Annotated in this window: 14 protein-coding genes; 1 reads left to right on the top strand and 13 read right to left on the bottom strand. The window is 43.2% G+C overall.

What is annotated here, in order from left to right; genetic code table 11:
* Positions 1–246: 246 nt before the first annotated feature.
* A complete protein-coding gene (locus NST12_RS06360; protein ID WP_048623125.1) occupies positions 247–2,928 on the bottom strand; it encodes a calcium-translocating P-type ATPase, SERCA-type in 2,682 nt (893 codons plus the stop codon).
* Positions 2,929–3,212: 284 nt separating this feature from the next.
* On the opposite strand from NST12_RS06360, the gene NST12_RS06355 reads away from it, so the two are divergent.
* The gene (locus NST12_RS06355) at positions 3,213–4,919 is read left to right on the top strand and encodes an Rqc2 family fibronectin-binding protein (protein ID WP_048623124.1); all 1,707 of its coding nucleotides are present in this window, start codon (positions 3,213–3,215) and stop codon (positions 4,917–4,919) included.
* A gap of 38 nt (positions 4,920–4,957) precedes the next feature.
* On the opposite strand, the gene pyrE is transcribed toward NST12_RS06355, so the two are convergent.
* The 12 genes from pyrE to NST12_RS06295 form a co-directional block, all read right to left on the bottom strand.
* The gene (gene pyrE / locus NST12_RS06350) at positions 4,958–5,608 is read right to left on the bottom strand and encodes an orotate phosphoribosyltransferase (protein WP_048623123.1); all 651 of its coding nucleotides are present in this window, start codon (positions 5,606–5,608) and stop codon (positions 4,958–4,960) included.
* Between the two features lie 51 nt (positions 5,609–5,659).
* Positions 5,660–6,400, bottom strand: coding sequence for an orotidine-5'-phosphate decarboxylase (pyrF, locus tag NST12_RS06345; protein WP_048623122.1), 741 nt, complete (start codon positions 6,398–6,400; stop codon positions 5,660–5,662).
* Positions 6,372–7,313, bottom strand: a complete 942-nt coding sequence (locus NST12_RS06340; protein ID WP_048623121.1) for a dihydroorotate dehydrogenase — start codon at positions 7,311–7,313, stop codon at positions 6,372–6,374. Before NST12_RS06340 ends, pyrF begins: the two co-directional genes overlap by 29 nt.
* Complete coding sequence (locus tag NST12_RS06335; protein WP_048623120.1) at positions 7,310–8,089, bottom strand: dihydroorotate dehydrogenase electron transfer subunit; 780 nt, start codon at positions 8,087–8,089, stop codon at positions 7,310–7,312. Before NST12_RS06335 ends, NST12_RS06340 begins: the two co-directional genes overlap by 4 nt.
* Positions 8,086–11,304: a carbamoyl-phosphate synthase large subunit gene (gene carB, locus NST12_RS06330; RefSeq protein WP_048623119.1), complete on the bottom strand. Its 3,219-nt coding sequence runs from the start codon at positions 11,302–11,304 to the stop codon at positions 8,086–8,088. Before carB ends, NST12_RS06335 begins: the two co-directional genes overlap by 4 nt.
* Positions 11,297–12,394, bottom strand: a complete 1,098-nt coding sequence (locus NST12_RS06325; protein ID WP_048623118.1) for a carbamoyl phosphate synthase small subunit — start codon at positions 12,392–12,394, stop codon at positions 11,297–11,299. Before NST12_RS06325 ends, carB begins: the two co-directional genes overlap by 8 nt.
* On the bottom strand, positions 12,391–13,677 hold the full coding sequence (locus NST12_RS06320) for a dihydroorotase (RefSeq protein ID WP_048623117.1): 1,287 nt from the start codon (positions 13,675–13,677) through the stop codon (positions 12,391–12,393). The genes NST12_RS06325 and NST12_RS06320 overlap by 4 nt, the downstream gene beginning before the upstream one ends.
* Positions 13,640–14,572 (bottom strand): aspartate carbamoyltransferase catalytic subunit, encoded by a 933-nt coding sequence (locus NST12_RS06315; RefSeq protein WP_048623116.1) that lies wholly within the window; start codon positions 14,570–14,572, stop codon positions 13,640–13,642. The genes NST12_RS06320 and NST12_RS06315 overlap by 38 nt, the downstream gene beginning before the upstream one ends.
* 269 nt (positions 14,573–14,841) lie before the next feature.
* A complete protein-coding gene (pyrR, locus tag NST12_RS06310) occupies positions 14,842–15,399 on the bottom strand; it encodes a bifunctional pyr operon transcriptional regulator/uracil phosphoribosyltransferase PyrR (RefSeq protein ID WP_255287916.1) in 558 nt (185 codons plus the stop codon).
* Positions 15,400–15,580: 181 nt separating this feature from the next.
* A complete protein-coding gene (locus tag NST12_RS06305) occupies positions 15,581–16,492 on the bottom strand; it encodes an RluA family pseudouridine synthase (RefSeq protein ID WP_048623115.1) in 912 nt (303 codons plus the stop codon).
* Positions 16,479–16,955, bottom strand: coding sequence for a signal peptidase II (lspA, locus tag NST12_RS06300; RefSeq protein ID WP_048624422.1), 477 nt, complete (start codon positions 16,953–16,955; stop codon positions 16,479–16,481). Before lspA ends, NST12_RS06305 begins: the two co-directional genes overlap by 14 nt.
* A gap of 91 nt (positions 16,956–17,046) precedes the next feature.
* Positions 17,047–17,325 carry a hypothetical protein gene (locus NST12_RS06295; RefSeq protein WP_003354502.1) on the bottom strand — a complete coding sequence of 93 codons (279 nt, stop codon included), beginning with the start codon at positions 17,323–17,325 and terminating at the stop codon, positions 17,047–17,049.
* Positions 17,326–17,494 lie beyond the last annotated feature (169 nt).

Below are 17,494 nucleotides of genomic sequence, written 5' to 3'. Positions count from 1 at the left end.
ACGTCTATCGAGGAGAGCATTTCACCCTCCCAAATGTCCTTCATCCACAAGGTAATCTTCCGGATTGCTGTCATTCAAGCTTTATGCATTTTTGGGACAGCTGACAATCGGACGCAACCTTCTTATTGATTCAGTCAATTACATATATTGACATGATGAAAAAAGGGTCCATTATGATAAATGTCTTTCTGCAAAAAGAAAAGGTATAGAGGAAATCCTCTGATACCTTTTGGATTATATCACAAATCATTTTCTTTTTCTTGTATAAAAAGAGCCTGCCAAAAGAAATGTCGGTAATGCACTTAGCCCTAATATAAGCAGCCATTCCCTGGGAGGAAGGGTGACCGTTTGAAAAACCGGCTGCAGCGAAGGAATATAGATCACCGCCAGCAATAGAACGGCCGATGAGAGAACAGCCAGAACGAGCCAACGATTCTCAAACGGATTTCGAGAAAAGATCGAATGTTCGCTTCTACAATCAAATACAAGAATCAATTGACTAACGGTTAAAGTGGCAAAAGCAATCGTTTGAGCATAGGCTAAATTTTCCGGATGCTGTTTTCGAGCAACAATAAAAGCGATGATGGTGACAGCGCCAATTAAAAATCCTCTGGACAAAACCTTCCAACCAAGACCACGAGCAAATACCCCTTCTTTTGGATTTCTCGGTTTGCGCTTCATCACATCTTCTTCCGGATGGTCCAGTCCTAGTGCCATGGCCGGAAGTCCATCCGTCACTAAATTGACCCATAAAATTTGAATGGGGACGAGTGGAAGAGGAAAGGCTAAAATCATGGCAAATAGCATCACTAAAATTTCCCCTACATTGGAAGCTAATAAATAGCGAATAAATTTGCGAATATTTTCATATATATTTCTTCCTTCTTGAATCGCTGACTTAATAGTGGCAAAATTGTCGTCCATGAGCACAAGCGAAGAAGCTTCTTTAGCCACATCTGTACCCGAGATCCCCATGGCAATCCCGATATCAGCAGCTTTGATGGCAGGTGCGTCATTGACTCCATCTCCCGTCATCGCCACAATGTGGCCATTATTTTGGAGAGCCCGAACGATTTTTAATTTATGTTCCGGGGAGACTCTGGCGAATACAGCTGTATCTTGAACTACTTCTTCCAGTTCAGCGATAGACATTTGATTAAGTTCCTGACCACTGACCACTTTGGAACGATTATCTAAAATCCCTAATTGCTTGGCAATGGCTCTTGCTGTCATTACATGGTCTCCTGTAATCATAATGGTCTTAATGCCAGCTTCTCGGCACTCTTTGATGGCTTGTCTGACTTCCGGACGAGGCGGATCAATCATTCCTTCAATGCCAATAAAAATAAGCTCTTTTTCCGCTTCTTCTACATTTTGAATAGCTGATTCCCTCTCCTTAAGCGGTTTGTAAGCAACTGCAATATTGCGAAGAGCCATGCCAGCAAAATCACTGATTACGTTGTCTACGATCTTTTTATGATCCCGGGAAAAGTTTACCTTTTTCTCGTTCCATAGAATCGACGAACACTTTTGGATTAACACGTCCGGTGCTCCTTTGGTGATGACAAAACGCTGCCCGCTTTGATCTTTCACCACAACGGACATCATTTTTCGAATAGAGTCGAACGCGAATTCTTGTTCAATTGTGAATTGTTGCGACAAATTCTCCCTTGTCAGGCCCGCTTTCATCGCCGCCACCAATAAAGCCCCTTCCGTTGGATCGCCGTCAATAAAAAAATCACGCTTGTTTTGTTTTAACTCCGCATGATTACATAAAAGTCCGAATGTCAGCAGCTGGTAAAGACTTTTTTCCCGTTGGGGTATGATCCGGACGCCATCTTCAAAAAATTCTCCATTCGGTGAAAAACCTGTTCCGCTTACGGTCCACGTTTTCCCATTCGACCATAAATGGGTCACGGACATTTTATTTTGCGTCATCGTTCCGGTTTTATCGGAACAAATAACGGATGCGCATCCAAGCGTTTCGACAGCCGGCAATTTGCGGACAACGGCCCTTTTTTTAATCATCCGCTGAACCCCCAATGACAAAGCGACTGTCACAATGGCCGGAAGCCCTTCCGGAATCGCCGCAACCGCCAGCGATACGCCAGCAAAAATCATTTCATAAAAACCATGACCTTGCAAAATCCCAATGCCCACCACTAACGCCGTTAAAAACAAAGCGGCGACAATTAATACTTTTCCCAGCTGTTCCAACCGCATTTGGAGCGGGGTAGAAAGGGTTTCGGCATTTTGAAGCAAATCAGCAATTTTTCCCATTGCCGTATTCATGCCGATTGCCGTAACAACTCCGATTCCGTTTCCCCTCGTAACCATTGTCCCCATGAAAGCCATATTCTCTAAATCCCCGATATTTAAATGTTCCCCGTGAATCGATTCAGCGATTTTAGGTACAGGGACCGATTCTCCTGTTAAAGCGGACTCTTCCAATTCTAAGTTATTCGCTTTTAAAATACGGACGTCGGCACCAATTCGGTCTCCGCTTTCGAATTTCATCACGTCCCCGATCACGAGCTCTTTTGAAGGAATTTTTATCCATTCACCGTTCCGGAGCACGTTTACTTTGGGAGCAGATAATTCCTTTAATGCTTGCAAAGATTGTTCGGCTTTACGTTCCTGAAAAAAGCCAAGAAACCCATTCACGATCACGATGGCAACGATAGCGATCGCGTCCATGTACTCCCCCATCAATCCAGACACTAAGGTAGCTGCCAGTAAAACCAATATCATAAAATCTTTAAACTGAGAAATAAACAATTTAAACGCGGACTGGGATTCCCCTTCTTCCAATTCATTAACGCCGAATTGTTTTCTCCTTTTTTCTACTTCTTTTGAGTTCAATCCCTTTTCCAGATTAACATTCAATTTTTTTTCTATATCCGGCCTTTCCATCTCATAGAATTTCATTTCTCTATCACACTCTCCCCTTAAACGTCGCTCTTATAGCAAGGTTATTCAGACTCGTCCAAAAAAATGATATGATTTATTAGAAAAGAGCACTTTTCACGCTTGGAGTTAGTTGTGATGGCAAAAACAAATGAAGGCTAATGGATTTTAATCCATTCATAATTCCCTTGCACAGATTTCTAACAACAACTCAATGAGAGTTTCCATTATAATAATAAAGATTCATAAAAAAGGACGCTCTTACAAGGAACATTAAAATCATATAAAGAAAAGGATGTTTCATTATGTCGTTTGACGGATTATTTACCCACGCCATGATGATGGAGCTGCAAAAAGTACTCACTGGCGGAAGAATTACGAAAATCCATCAACCTTATAAAAACGAAATTATTCTCATCGTCCGTTCCAAAGGGAAAAATTATAAACTGCTTCTATCTGCCCATCCTACCTATGCCAGGGTGCAGCTGACAAATGAGCCGTACGAAAATCCGAAAGAACCGCCCATGTTCTGCATGCTTTTGCGCAAGCACTTAGAAGGGGCTATTATCGAAGAACTGAAACAGAAAGAATTGGACCGTATACTGATTTTTAAGCTAAAAGGAAAAAACGAAATCGGCGATGTTTCTACTAAACAGTTAATCGTTGAAATTATGGGACGCCACAGCAATATTGTCCTGGTGGATCAGCCGACGCAGAAAATTATTGACAGCATTAAACATATTACGCCTGCCCTTAGCCGGTACCGAACCGTATTGCCAGGAAACGAATATTTATATCCGCCTTCCCAAAACAAGTTGAATCCACTGGAGGCGACCGAAGATGACGTGCTTCGTCTCCTCGATTTTAATGGCGGAAAACTCGACAAACAGCTAGTTCAGCACTTTTCCGGTGTTTCACCGTTGTTCGCGAAGGAAGTGCTTCATGAAGCCGGAATTCCTAACCGTACGACAGTCCCGGCTGCCTTTATTCGCCTGCTGCAGCCGCTAAAAGAAGGGCGTTTTCAGCCAATGCTGTGGAAAGGAGACGAAAAAGAGCATTTTTACTGGCGGGATCTCAATCATCTTAAAGGAACCAAGCAGCCGTTTCATTCCCTAAGTTCTCTACTTGACCGTTTTTATTTCGGCAAAGCGGAGCGGGACCGTGTAAAACAGCTGGGCAGTGATTTAGAACGACTGGTGAAAAATGAATTAGAAAAAAATATATCCAAGCTAAAAAAATTGGAAAAAACGCTTCAGGAAGCGGAAAATGCCGATGAGTACCAAATACTCGGCGAATTGCTGACCGCCAATCTGTACGCCGTTCAAAAAGGAATGACGGAAATTGAAGTCATCAATTATTATGATGAAAACGGAGAAAAGGTCACCATTCCTTTGGACCCGAAAAAAAGTCCGTCGGAAAATGCCCAGTCTTATTTTTCGAAGTATCAAAAAGCAAAACATGCATTGGTCGTTGTAAACGAGCAAATCGATAAAACAAAGCAAGAAATTCAATACTTTGAAAATTTGCTTCAGCAGCTTGAATCCGCATCCCCGAAAGACATTGAAGAAATCCGCGAAGAATTAGAGGAAGAAGGCTATTTGCGGATGAAATCGAAAGCGAAGAGAAAACAAGGAAAAGAGAAACCAATGATCGATACTTACACAGCCAGTGACGGAACGATTATATTAGTGGGCAAAAACAATAAACAAAATGATTATGTCACAACGAAACTCGCTCGACGAGATGATATTTGGCTGCACACAAAAGACATTCCCGGTTCCCATGTTGTGATTCGCCATAATAACCCATCCGAAGAAACGCTGTTGGAAGCCGCCAACCTGGCCGCTTATTTCAGCAAAGCAAAACATTCCAGTTCGGTACCGGTGGATTACACGAAAATTCGTTATGTCAAAAAACCGAACGGTTCAAAACCTGGATTTGTCATCTATGACAATCAGCAAACCATTTATGTTACACCGGATCCTGATTTAGTGGTGAAATTGAAAAAATAAGGAAGAGTCGCTCTCTTCCTTATTTTTTCATCTATGTATTACGATTGTACCATCGGCCAATGCTCAGGATTTTCCCGCCATTGACGAAGAGTCTCTAAATCCGTGGGTTGAATCGCTCCTTTTTCTAAAGCAACTTCCATTAGCGCTGAATAATTGCTTAAACTATAAGCTTTTAAATTGGCTTCATCAAGCAGCTGCTTTCCTATTTCAAGTTCATAAGTAAAAATCGACACGACTCCAAGCACCTCGCATCCTGATTCTCGCAAGACGTTAGCTGCTTGAATAGCGCTTCCTCCTGTCGAAATTAAGTCTTCTACGACCACCGTTTTAACGCCCGGCTGTACTTTTCCCTCTATTTGTTTCCCTTTTCCATGGCTTTTCGCTTTTGAACGAACATAGCACATGGGCAAATCGAGTAGATCGCTTACCCAAGCCGCATGAGGAATGCCCGCTGTCGCAGTCCCGGCAATGCATTGTACTTCTGAAAAATGTTTGTTAATCAAAGAAACGAGTCCTTTCGCAACTTCTTTTCGCACCGCCGGATAAGAGAGGGTAAGACGATTGTCGCAATATATGGGCGATTTTATTCCTGAGGACCATGTAAATGGATCGTTTGGTTGCAAATAGATGGCTTCAATATTGAGAAGCTGTTCTGCTATTCTTTTACTTTGTATATGATCGTTCTGCATGTGACTGTTCTCCTCTCACCATTTTTACAGCTTTTTTTCAGATCTGCTGGTTTATAGACCAGAATTTCTAACAAGAGGCTTTGAATAATCATTCCATAGTTTTTTTACCTGTTGATATGCATGTAGAGGATCTGGAGCTTTAGTAATCGGTCTTCCCACCACGATCATGCTTGCACCAAGTTGTCTGGCGGTTTTCGGATCTGCCACACGACTTTGATCATGAGATTGATCTGTTTGCAAGCGGATTCCCGGTGTCACCTTTAGAAATTCGGCTCCACATGCTTCCGATATTTTTACTGCTTCATGTACAGAGCATACGACTCCGTTGCAACCAGCCGCTTTTGCCAGCTTTGCATAATGGACCACTGATTCCTCCAGCGAGACAGCAACAAGCTGTTCAGACTGCATCTCAAGTTCACTTGTTGACGTAAGCTGGGTGACGGCCAATAACAGTGGGCGCGATTTCCCTGCCGGCGTTCCGGCTTCTAACCCTTCCAAAGCCGCTTCCATCATCCGTCTCCCGCCCGCTGCATGCACGTTGACCATATCCACTCCGAGATTCGCCAAGCCTTTCATCGCTTGTTTGACCGTATTAGGGATATCATGGAGTTTTAAATCCAAAAAAATTCGATGATTCTCTGCTTTTAATGCTTCGATGATGACTGGTCCATTCTGAAAATAAAGTTCCATTCCCACTTTTACATACAATGGCTTCCCGGAAAACGGCGCCAAAAATGCTTTTGTTTGATTCCAATCGGAAAAATCAAGAGCCAATATAGGTTCTGTTTCCATGAGACTTCCAGCTCCTTCCCGTCAATTCGCTGATATGATCAATTCCTTTAGAAGCCACATAGTCTTGCAGCTGATCAATGAGTTTCGGGCAAATAAACGGATCAACAAAATTCGCTGTACCGATGGCCACTGCGCTGGCCCCCGCATAAAAAAATTCGAGAATATCATCGAGCGAGGAAATACCGCCCATTCCAATGATCGGAATATGGACATGCTGGCTCACTTCATAGATCATCCGCACCGCAATCGGTTTGACAGCGGGACCTGACAAACCTCCGGTGCCGTTTGCCAATAGAGCCCTTCCAGTATGGATGTCTATCTTCATGCCTAAAAGCGTATTAATCATCGTAATACCGTCCGCTCCGCCTTCTTCTACTGCTTTTGCTATTTCCACAATATTGGTGACATTAGGAGACAATTTCACATATACCGGAACTTCGGATACTTCTTTCACTTTTTTCGTCAGTTCTTTTGCAATTTCCGGTACCGTCCCAAAAGCAATCCCGCCTGTTTTAACATTCGGACAAGAAATATTCAGTTCCAACGCTTTCACGTTGTCCACTTGTGAGATGGCTTCAGCAACCGTTACATAGTCTTCCATTTCCGATCCGGCGATATTGGCGATAATCGGCACATCAAATTGTGAGAGCCATGGAAGCTCGTCACTGATTACTTTTTTTAATCCCGGATTTTGCAGCCCAATGGCATTCAACATTCCCGAAGGTGTTTCTGCTACTCGCGGAGTCGGATTTCCAAACCTTGGTTCCGGTGTGGTCGCTTTGATCATAATCGCTCCCAACTGATTCAAATCATATAACTGACTGAACTCTCTTCCAAATCCGAAGCAGCCTGAGGCCGGCATCACTGGATTTTTCAACTCTAAACCTGGCAATTGGACATGCAATGGATTCACAATACAACCTCCCCAATCGGGAACACCGGACCATCGCTGCATATTTTTCGATATTCCGTTCCCTTTGGATCATTACTAGGATGGCAAACACAGGCAAAACAGGCTCCGATTCCGCAACCCATCCGCTGTTCAAGGGAAACGAACCCCCGATCGGCCGGATTTTCCTTTTCAAGAGCTTTCAGCATCGGGATCGGACCGCAAGCATATAAAACATCTCCTTTTACAGAAAACTGCTTGATGGCATCTGTGACAAATCCTTTTATTCCAAGCGAACCATCCTCCGTCGCCATATAGGTTTCACCTAAATCACAAAATTTTTCCATATAAAAAGCACTCTCTTGATTTTGAAAACCAAGAACATGGATGACATGAACATTTTTTTCTTTAAGTCGTCGCGACAAATCATAAAGAGGAGGCACTCCGATTCCTCCGCCGACGAGAACGGCGGTTTGACCAGATTCGATCGCTTCCAACGGAAAGCCGTGGCCGAGAGGGCCCAGGACATCGATTCTTTCCCCCGCTTTCTTTTCGGAAAGAAGTCGTGTCCCTTCCCCGCCCGCTCGATAAATAATGGTAAACTGTCCCAAATGTTGATGAACCGCAGCAACACTGATGGGCCGCCTCAAAAGGGGTGCAGTCCCGCCGTTGATACGGAGATGAACAAACCTTCCCGGTTCGTCCATCTCCTGAACCAATTCGCCTTCCATTGTTAATTCATAAATATTCTTGGCAATTTGTTGTTGAGAAACAATGGTCATAAACTCTTGTTTGATCACGCCATCACCGCCTCGATGTGTCCTTTCATTTTTGTTTTCGGCATAGCTTCCATCGAAAAAGTCATCGATTCCAGCACTCTCAATATCGCTTCCGCTGTATCTAGCGACGTTAAACATGGAATGCCGTTTTCCACCGCTTCACGCCGAATTTTAAAGCCGTCGCGCTGCGGCTGCTTTCCTTTTGTCAACGTATTAATGATAAACTGCGCTTGTCCTTGACGAATGACATCCAATATATCCGGCTGTTTCGAGCCTATTTTTCCTACCGTTTCTGCTGAAATGCCTCCCATTTGCAAATATTTGGCTGTACCGCTTGTCGCCAGAAGTTTAAAGCCAATGGCCGCAAATCGTTTGGCTAGTTCCAACGTTTCTTCCTTATCCTTGTCCGCAACGGTCAATAAGATGGAACCTTTTTGCTGAATTTTGATTCCGGAAGCAAGCAGCCCTTTATAGAGCGCTTTTTCCAATGTGACGTCTTTCCCCATCACTTCCCCGGTTGATTTCATTTCCGGTCCAAGTGTTGTATCCACTTGGCGCAGCTTCGCAAAGGAAAAAACAGGAACTTTTACATATACACCCTTTTGTTCTTCAGCTAATCCTGTAGAATAACCCATTTCTTTTAAATTCGTTCCCAAAATGGCTTTTGTCGCCAAGTTTGCCATTGGAATATTCGTGATTTTGCTTAAAAACGGCACTGTGCGGCTTGAACGCGGATTGACTTCCAGAACAAATACATCTTCCTTGGTCACCACATATTGAATATTCAGTAAACCGATAATGTTTAAACCTTTTGCTAATTTAATCGTATAATCGACGATTTTGTCTTTCTGTTCTTTCGTCAACGTTTGCGGCGGGTAGACAGCAATGGAATCACCTGAATGGACGCCGGCACGTTCAATATGCTCCATAATTCCCGGGATGAGCACATCGTTTCCATCCGAAACGGCATCAACCTCGATTTCTTTTCCTGTTAGATAACGATCAATCAGCACCGGATGTTCTGGATTGATTTTGACAGCATTTTTCATGTAATGAAGCAATTCCTCTTCATGATAAACGATTTCCATGGCACGACCACCTAACACATAAGATGGTCTCACAAGAACCGGGTAGCCGATTTCAGCTGCGATTTTCACTGCTTCTTCTGCGGAGAAGGCCGTCTTTCCAAGCGGTTTCGGAATGTTGAATTGATCGAGTGCGATTTCAAACTTGTCGCGATCTTCCGCACGATCAATGTCTTCCAGAGATGTTCCTAAAATGTTGACTCCCCTCTCCACTAATGAATCTGCCAAGTTAATAGCTGTCTGTCCTCCGAATTGGACGATAACTCCTTCCGGTTTTTCCAAATCAATAATATTCATGACATCTTCAATCGTGAGCGGCTCGAAATAAAGTTTATCCGAAATGCTGAAATCAGTGGAAACCGTTTCCGGATTGTTATTAATGATAATCGCTTCATACCCTGCTTCTTGAATGGCCCAGACAGAATGGACCGTCGCATAATCAAATTCCACTCCTTGACCAATTCGGATGGGTCCAGATCCGATTACGACCACCGATTTCCGACGGGTGACAATCGATTCATTTTCCTCTTCATACGTTCCATAATAATAAGGAGTTTCCGACTCAAATTCGGCAGCACACGTATCGACCATTTTATAAACCGGAACAATCCCGTATTGTTTTCTCCAGTCATATACTTCTTTTTCAGTCACGTTCCACAGTTTTGCAATAGTCGCATCGGCAAAGCCCATTTGTTTAGCTTTCTTCGTTTTTTCCACATCAAACGGGTGGGCTTTTAATACAGATTCATAGGATACAATGTTTTGAAGCTTCTTTAAGAAAAAGAGATCGATTTTGCTCCATTCATGGATGGTTTCAATCGAAATCCCCCTGCGAAGAGCTTCGCCAATGCAAAACAATCGTTCATCATCTGCTGTTTTAATTCGGGTCGCCAATGTTTGCTCATCCAGTCCCGCCAACTCTTTCCGTTCTAAATGGAACACATTGTTTTCCAGGGAGCGGACGGCTTTTAAGATGGATTCTTCAAACGTTCTTCCAATCGCCATTACTTCTCCAGTCGCTTTCATCTGCGTTCCGAGAATGCGGTTTGCCGATTCGAATTTATCAAATGGCCAACGCGGAATTTTAGAAACGACATAATCAAGGGCCGGTTCAAAACAAGCGTACGTTTTCCCGGTCACAGGGTTCTTTATTTCATCAAGTGTTAATCCAACAGCGATTTTGGCCGCCAATTTGGCAATGGGATATCCCGTTGCTTTTGAAGCGAGCGCCGACGAGCGGCTAACGCGTGGATTCACTTCGATGATATAGTAATGGAAACTGTTCGGATCAAGCGCCAGCTGGACATTGCATCCGCCTTCGATTTCTAAAGCGCGGATAATTTTTAATGACGTATTGCGAAGCATTTGATATTCGCGGTCGCTAAGTGTTTGGCTTGGCGCTACAACGATGGAATCGCCTGTATGAATGCCGACCGGATCGATGTTCTCCATGTTGCAGACAACGATGGCATTGTCATTGGAATCACGCATGACTTCATATTCGATTTCCTTATACCCGGCGATACTTTTTTCTACCAAGCATTGATGAACCGGGCTTTTTTTCAGTCCTCCTGATACAATTTCAATGAGTTCTTCCTCGTTATGGCAAATTCCGCCGCCGGTCCCGCCAAGTGTATAGGCAGGACGAACAATGACCGGATAACCGATTTTTTCCACAAAGGAATAGGCTTCTTCCAAAGTGTGGACAATCTCGCTTTCCGGAACCGGTTCGCCCAATTCTTTCATCAGATTGCGGAACAATTCCCGATCTTCTGCTTTTTGAATGGCGGATAGCTTCGTCCCTAAAATTTCCACTCCGTACTGTTCTAACACGCCTTCTTTCGCCAGTTCGACAGCTAAGTTCAAGCCGGTTTGACCGCCAAGCGTTGGCAAAATGGCGTCAGGTCGTTCTTTTTGAATCACTCGGGTCACAAACTCTAAAGTTAAAGGCTCCATATACACAACATCGGCAATTTCAGTATCCGTCATAATGGTCGCCGGATTTGAGTTGACTAGAATGACCCGATAGCCTTCCTCTTTCAAAGCCAAACAAGCTTGCGTCCCTGCATAGTCAAATTCTGCTGCTTGACCGATAATAATCGGGCCGGATCCAATTACTAAAATGCTTTCAATATCTGTACGTTTAGGCATGGAGAGTCTCCTTTCCAACATGTTGATAGTTTTCCATCATGCGCATAAAACGATCAAATAACGAATTATCATCTTCCGGACCCGGTGAGGCTTCCGGATGGTACTGAACGGTAAAAGCCGGATAATCTTTGTGCTTCAACCCTTCGATCGTTCCGTCATTCAGAGCAATATGGGTGATTTCCAATCTTGTATTTTCAAGAGAAGCCTCGTTTACGGCAAATCCGTGATTTTGGGAAGTTAAGGCGGTTTTTCCTGTTTCTAAATCTTTTACAGGATGATTGGATCCTCGATGGCCGAATTTTAATTTGAACGTATCTGCACCGCAAGCTAATGCAAATAGCTGATGTCCCAGGCAGATGCCGAAAACAGGCACTTTTCCAAGCAGTTTACCGACGGTTTCAATGGCTTCAGGAACGTTTTTCGGATCTCCCGGGCCATTGGAAAGCATCACACCATCCGGCTTATATCGAAGAATGTCTTCTGCAGTTGTATTGTATGGAACAACGACAACATCACAATTTCGTTTGTTTAGCTCCCTTAAAATGCCGTGTTTCATCCCAAAATCCATCAGCACCACGCGAAATCCTCGACCAGGGCTCGGGAATGGAGCTTTAACCGATACTTGTTTTACTTGATCGGTTGACAGTTTCGTTTCTTTTAAACGAGCAATGACGCGATCAGGAGATTCGTTTTCGGAAACAATCGCCCCTTTTAATGTGCCGTATCGGCGGATAATTCGCGTTAGTTTTCTCGTGTCCACCCCTGATATGCCGGGAATGTCTCTATGTTTCAAGAATTCATCGATCGACCATTCACTCCGCCAATTGGAAGGAAAGTCCGCGGCTTCTTTTACGATCAATCCTTTTACCGCCGGATGGATCGTTTCAAAATCATCTCGGTTTATGCCATAATTTCCAATGAGCGGATAAGTAAATGTGACGATTTGACCGCAATAAGAAGGGTCGGACAGCACTTCTTGGTAACCTGTCATCCCTGTAGTAAATACGACTTCTCCAATCGTTTCTTTTTCGCTTCCAAACCCTTCACCGATCATGATGGTCCCATCTTCTAAAATAAGCTGTTTCTTCACGCGTAAATCCTTCCTTCCTGCCAAACTATTTTTCCGTTTACGATGGTTGCGACTGGCCAACCTTTGCATTTCCACCCTGCAAACGGAGTATTCCGTCCTTTAGAAGCAAAATGCTTTGGCTCAATTTTCTTTTCCAAGTTCAAGTCAATGATCACAAGATCTGCGGGAGCTCCTTCCTCAAGCTTCCCATATGGCAAATGAAACACTTCCGCCGGTTTAATCGTCATCCAATCGACTAGCTGTTTTAACGTAAAAATGCCTGTTTGAACATATCGTGAATAAAGCAGCGGGAAAGCTGTTTCCAGACCGACGATCCCGAAAGGAGCTTTTTCAATCCCTGCTTGTTTTTCCTCCATTGTATGCGGAGCGTGGTCTGTTGCTATACAGTCAATGGTTCCATCTAAAAGCCCTTCGATTAAAGCTTCACGATCTTCTTTGCTGCGAAGAGGAGGATTCATTTTAAAATTAGCGTCAAGCCCCGGAATGTCTTCCTCTGTCAACAGCAAATGATGAGGCGTTACTTCCGCCGTCACACGAACACCCGCTTTTTTGGCATCCCGTACGGCTCTTACCGATTCTTTCGTACTGATATGGCAAACATGGTAGTGGCATCCCGCTGCTTCAGCGAGCAGCACGTCCCTTGCGATATGTACCGCTTCACATACGGAAGGGATTCCTTTCAAATGATGTTTTTTCGCAAACGTGCCGTCGTGGACGACTCCTCCGAAAATTAAAGTATTCTCTTCGCAGTGGGCGACAATCGATGCTTGAACGGCCGCCGCCTTTTTCATTGCCAAAAGCATCATTCCTGCATTTTGAACACCAACCCCGTCATCGGTAAAGGCAAATGCTCCTTCTTTTTGCAAACTTTCAAAATCCGTCAATTCCTTCCCCGCTTCATTGACAGTAATCGAGGCATAAGGGAGAACGCGCACATAAGCTTTTTCCTTAATTCGCTTCTGCAATTCTTGCATCCGTTCCACCGTATCGGGAACCGGCTTTGTGTTAGGCATGGCGCAGACGGTCGTAAATCCTCCTCGTGCCGCGGCGAGCGTACCGGTTTCGATTGTTTCTTTCTGTTCTCCGCCCGGCTCACGTAAATGAACATGGACATCGATAAAGCCAGGCGCAACCAAATTTCCTCCAGCGTCCAAAATGGTTTCATCGAAAGCGGTCAGATGCTCTCCCATTTCGGTTATTTTTCCGGCTTCCACGCGAATATCGACGATTTTCATTTTACCGTTTTTACAAAGAATATTGCCATTTTTGATCAGCAGCTTCATTGGCCATTCTCCCTTCCAACACTTCTTTTAAAACAGCCATGCGGACATAAACTCCATTTTCCATTTGCTTAAATATTCTTGATCTTCTACATTCAACTAAACGATCATCGATTTCAACGCCTCGATTAACGGGAGCGGGATGCATGATGATGCTTCCCGGTTTCATTCTTTTCTCGCGTTCAACGGTCAGGCCGTACAATTCGTGATATTCCTCTGTTGAAAAAGAGGTATGTTCGTTATGACGTTCATGCTGAATTCTTAAAAGCATCAGCACATCCACCTCAGGAATCAAATCGTCGATCGCTGCAAATTCACCCGAATACAAGAAATCCTGATCAAACCATTCTTTCGGACCTGAATAAAAAACATTCGCTCCCAGTTTTCTTAATGCCTCTGCGTCGGAACGGGCAACTCGGCTGTGACGAATATCGCCGACAATTCCAATCTTCAATCCTTCAAAACTTCCAAACTCTTGCTGAATCGTAAATAAATCCAGCAAACTTTGAGTCGGATGCTGCCCGCATCCATCGCCTGCGTTAATAACGGGGATATTCACTTTTCCAATTAAGTGGCGATAGTATTCATCTTCTTCATGGCGAATCACAACCGCATCCACTCCTAGTGATTCCAAAGTACGGACTGTATCATAAAGAGTTTCTCCCTTTAATACGCTTGAACTTCCCGCTTCAAACGGTATCACTTCAAGTCCTAATTTCCTCTCGGCCATCTCAAAGCTGCTTTTTGTTCTTGTGCTCGGCTCAAAAAATAAGTTTGCGATAAAAGTTTGATTGTCAGGTTGCCAGCGATAGCCTTTGCTAAAATAATCGGCTTGCATTAATATTAACAAAATTTTATCTTTATGCAAATCCTTAATTGATACTAAATTTTTTAACATGCGCTCTGCACCCCTTAAATTTCGTTTTTTTGCTTGAATAAAAAAGTTTTTCTTTTTTCGTTCGAATCATCCAAAAATATTGTGTTTTTTGATATTTGTTTTTTTATACAAGCATAAAAAAACCTCTTTGCAGCTAAACGCCGACAAAGAGGTAAGCAAAATCATGCGCTCGCTGTTCGATCTCCCATACACGGTACCGAAATCAGCAGCGCCGTCATTCATTCTGCCCTTTGTCAGCCTCTCTGGACTGCATTTAAAAGGGAACTTATTTAGTTTTCAATCCGTTCATGGATCGTTACTCTCTCGTGTTGATCTACCTCCTCCAGCTCTACTACAATTTTTTCATGAATGGAGGTAGGTATGTTCTTTCCGACATAATCCGCTCGAATGGGCAATTCCCTATGTCCTCTGTCCACAAGAACCGCCAGTTGAATCTGAGCAGGACGCCCCATATCCATTAAAGCGTCCATCGCTGCTCTCACTGTTCTTCCCGTAAAAAGAACATCGTCTACTAATATCACTTTACGATCAGTGACATCTGTCGGAATATCCGACCCTTTTACCTGTGGCTCCTTACGATTAGATTTATACGTGAGATCATCTCGATATAAAGTGATGTCCAGCTCTCCGACCGGAACACTCTGTCCCTCGATTTCCTCGATTTTTTTTGCTAGTCTGTTTGCGAGATAAATGCCTCTCGTCCGGATGCCGACAAGCAAGCAATTATGAATACCTTTATTTTTTTCGATAATTTCATGGGCAATTCGAGTCAAGGACCTGCGTATGGCAGGCTGATCAAGCACCATCGCTTTTTGCATCGGACTCACCTTCTCTCTTTTTTTGGAAACGGCACAAAAAAAACTCTCATCGTCAGGATGAGAGGATTCATTTCGAAAGCATATCTTGTCAAAGTGATTACGATCATTTCCGTTTCCTTCTCAGCCTCACGGGACTGGATTAAAGGTTCATATTCAACTGCCATTATGATACTCTTTTCAAAATGTACTGTCAACCTTCCAATCGCAAAAAAGTCAGAATTCGAGAAAAATCATCCGGTAATGGCGCTTTAAACTCTAAATATTCTTCCGTTCTCGGATGAATGAAGCCAAGTACCTCAGCATGTAAAGCTTGTCCTTCAATATTTAATGTTTTTTTGGGGCCATACTTCGGATCTCCGGCTAAAGGATGACCGATGTATTTCATATGAACGCGGATTTGATGAGTCCTTCCCGTTTCCAACTCACATTCAATTAAACTATATTGACTAAAACGTTCCAAAACTCGAAAATGAGTGACCGCATGTTTGCCGTTATCGACAACCGCCATTTTTTGCCTGTCTTTTGGGTCTCTGCCAATGGGAGCATCAATCGTTCCAACATCATGTGGAATCATGCCGTGAACGATGGCTTTGTATTTTCTTGTAACCGTTTTATTAGAAAGCTGCTGAGAAAGCTTTTCATGAGCATAATCATTTTTAGCCGCCATCAATAATCCGGAAGTATCTTTATCAATGCGATGAACAATTCCAGGCCTTAGAACGCCGTTGATGCCTGACAAGTCTTTGCAGTGAGCCATCAACCCATTGACAAGAGTGCCTGACAGATGCCCTGGAGCCGGATGAACCACCATTCCACGCGGTTTATTGACAACGATGACATCTCGATCTTCATAGTAAATGTCCAAGTCCATTTTTTCCGGTGTGATTTCCAGTACTTCCGGTTCCGGAACGCTAACAACAATACGGTCATCTGCCTCACATTTATAATTTGCTTTCACAGTCGCTCCATTGACTGTTACACGTCCTTCTTTAATCCATTCTTGAACTTGACTCCGTGACCAATCTTCGTTCCATTGACTAAGAACTTTATCAATTCGTTGATGCTGTTCCTCTTCTGTGATGATATGTTCAATTCGTTCCATTCGCTTTCTGTCTTTCCCTCCGATCTTCTAATAACAGAGCAATAATCAAAAGCACCACCCCGATGGTGAGCGATGAATCGGCGAAATTAAATATTGGAAAATCATAATGGAAAATATACGTATGGATAAAATCGACGACTTCTTTCCGGAAAAAACGGTCCAGAAAATTTCCAATCGCTCCCCCGAGAATAAAGGAAAAACCGATGGATTGAAGCGTTTTATCTTTTCCGTATTTTACCATGTAATAAATGATGCCAATGACAACAATGACGGTTAAGATATAAAACAGCCATAGCTGTCCTTGGAGCATTCCCCATGCTGCTCCTTTATTGCGATGGGAAGTTAAGTACAAAAGATTCGGCACGATCTCTATGCTTTGACCGACTTGCATGTATTTGACAATCAACCACTTCGACCATTGATCGATTATCACCACCACAATTGCTAAACCAAAGTAATACAATAAACGCACATTGGTTACCTCCACCTCTAAAGTGAATTGTTACCTTTGCATTTTAGCATAACCTTTTTGATTCAACAATTGTAGAATGAATTTATCCGTATATCCCTTTTCTGCCATATGTTAAAACGCATTTCTCCCATTCATCGATCGTTTCCATTGTAGGAATTTGTTTGATCCATTCAAAGGGAATCCATTCTCCGCTGATTTCGCATTTTCCAAAATCTCCCGACTCAAATTTTTTTAAAGCTTTTACAATATCCTTCTTTTCCTGCTCGATGTAACGATACACTTCTTCTTTTTGGGATCGTGAATTCATTAATTCTTGATAGACGATCTGCAATTCATGATAGATCTTATCATACGTTGCCATCTTCATCCCTCCGTTAACACCGATTGAAGTTTATTCCCGGGAAGTCTTATTGAAAACTGCATCAACGCGAAAACGCTCACTTCTGAATTTCTTGTTATCGTTAGTGTTCCTTTATGAACAAAATTATTACGATGAAAGAAAAAGAAGCTTTGGATAAATTATGATCCAA

The sequence above is a fragment of the Bacillus sp. FSL W8-1127 genome (assembly GCF_038006725.1).
GTDB classification, from domain to species: domain Bacteria; phylum Bacillota; class Bacilli; order Bacillales; family DSM-4216; genus Bacillus_O; species Bacillus_O smithii.
This window is presented reverse-complemented; position numbering and strand designations above follow the sequence as displayed.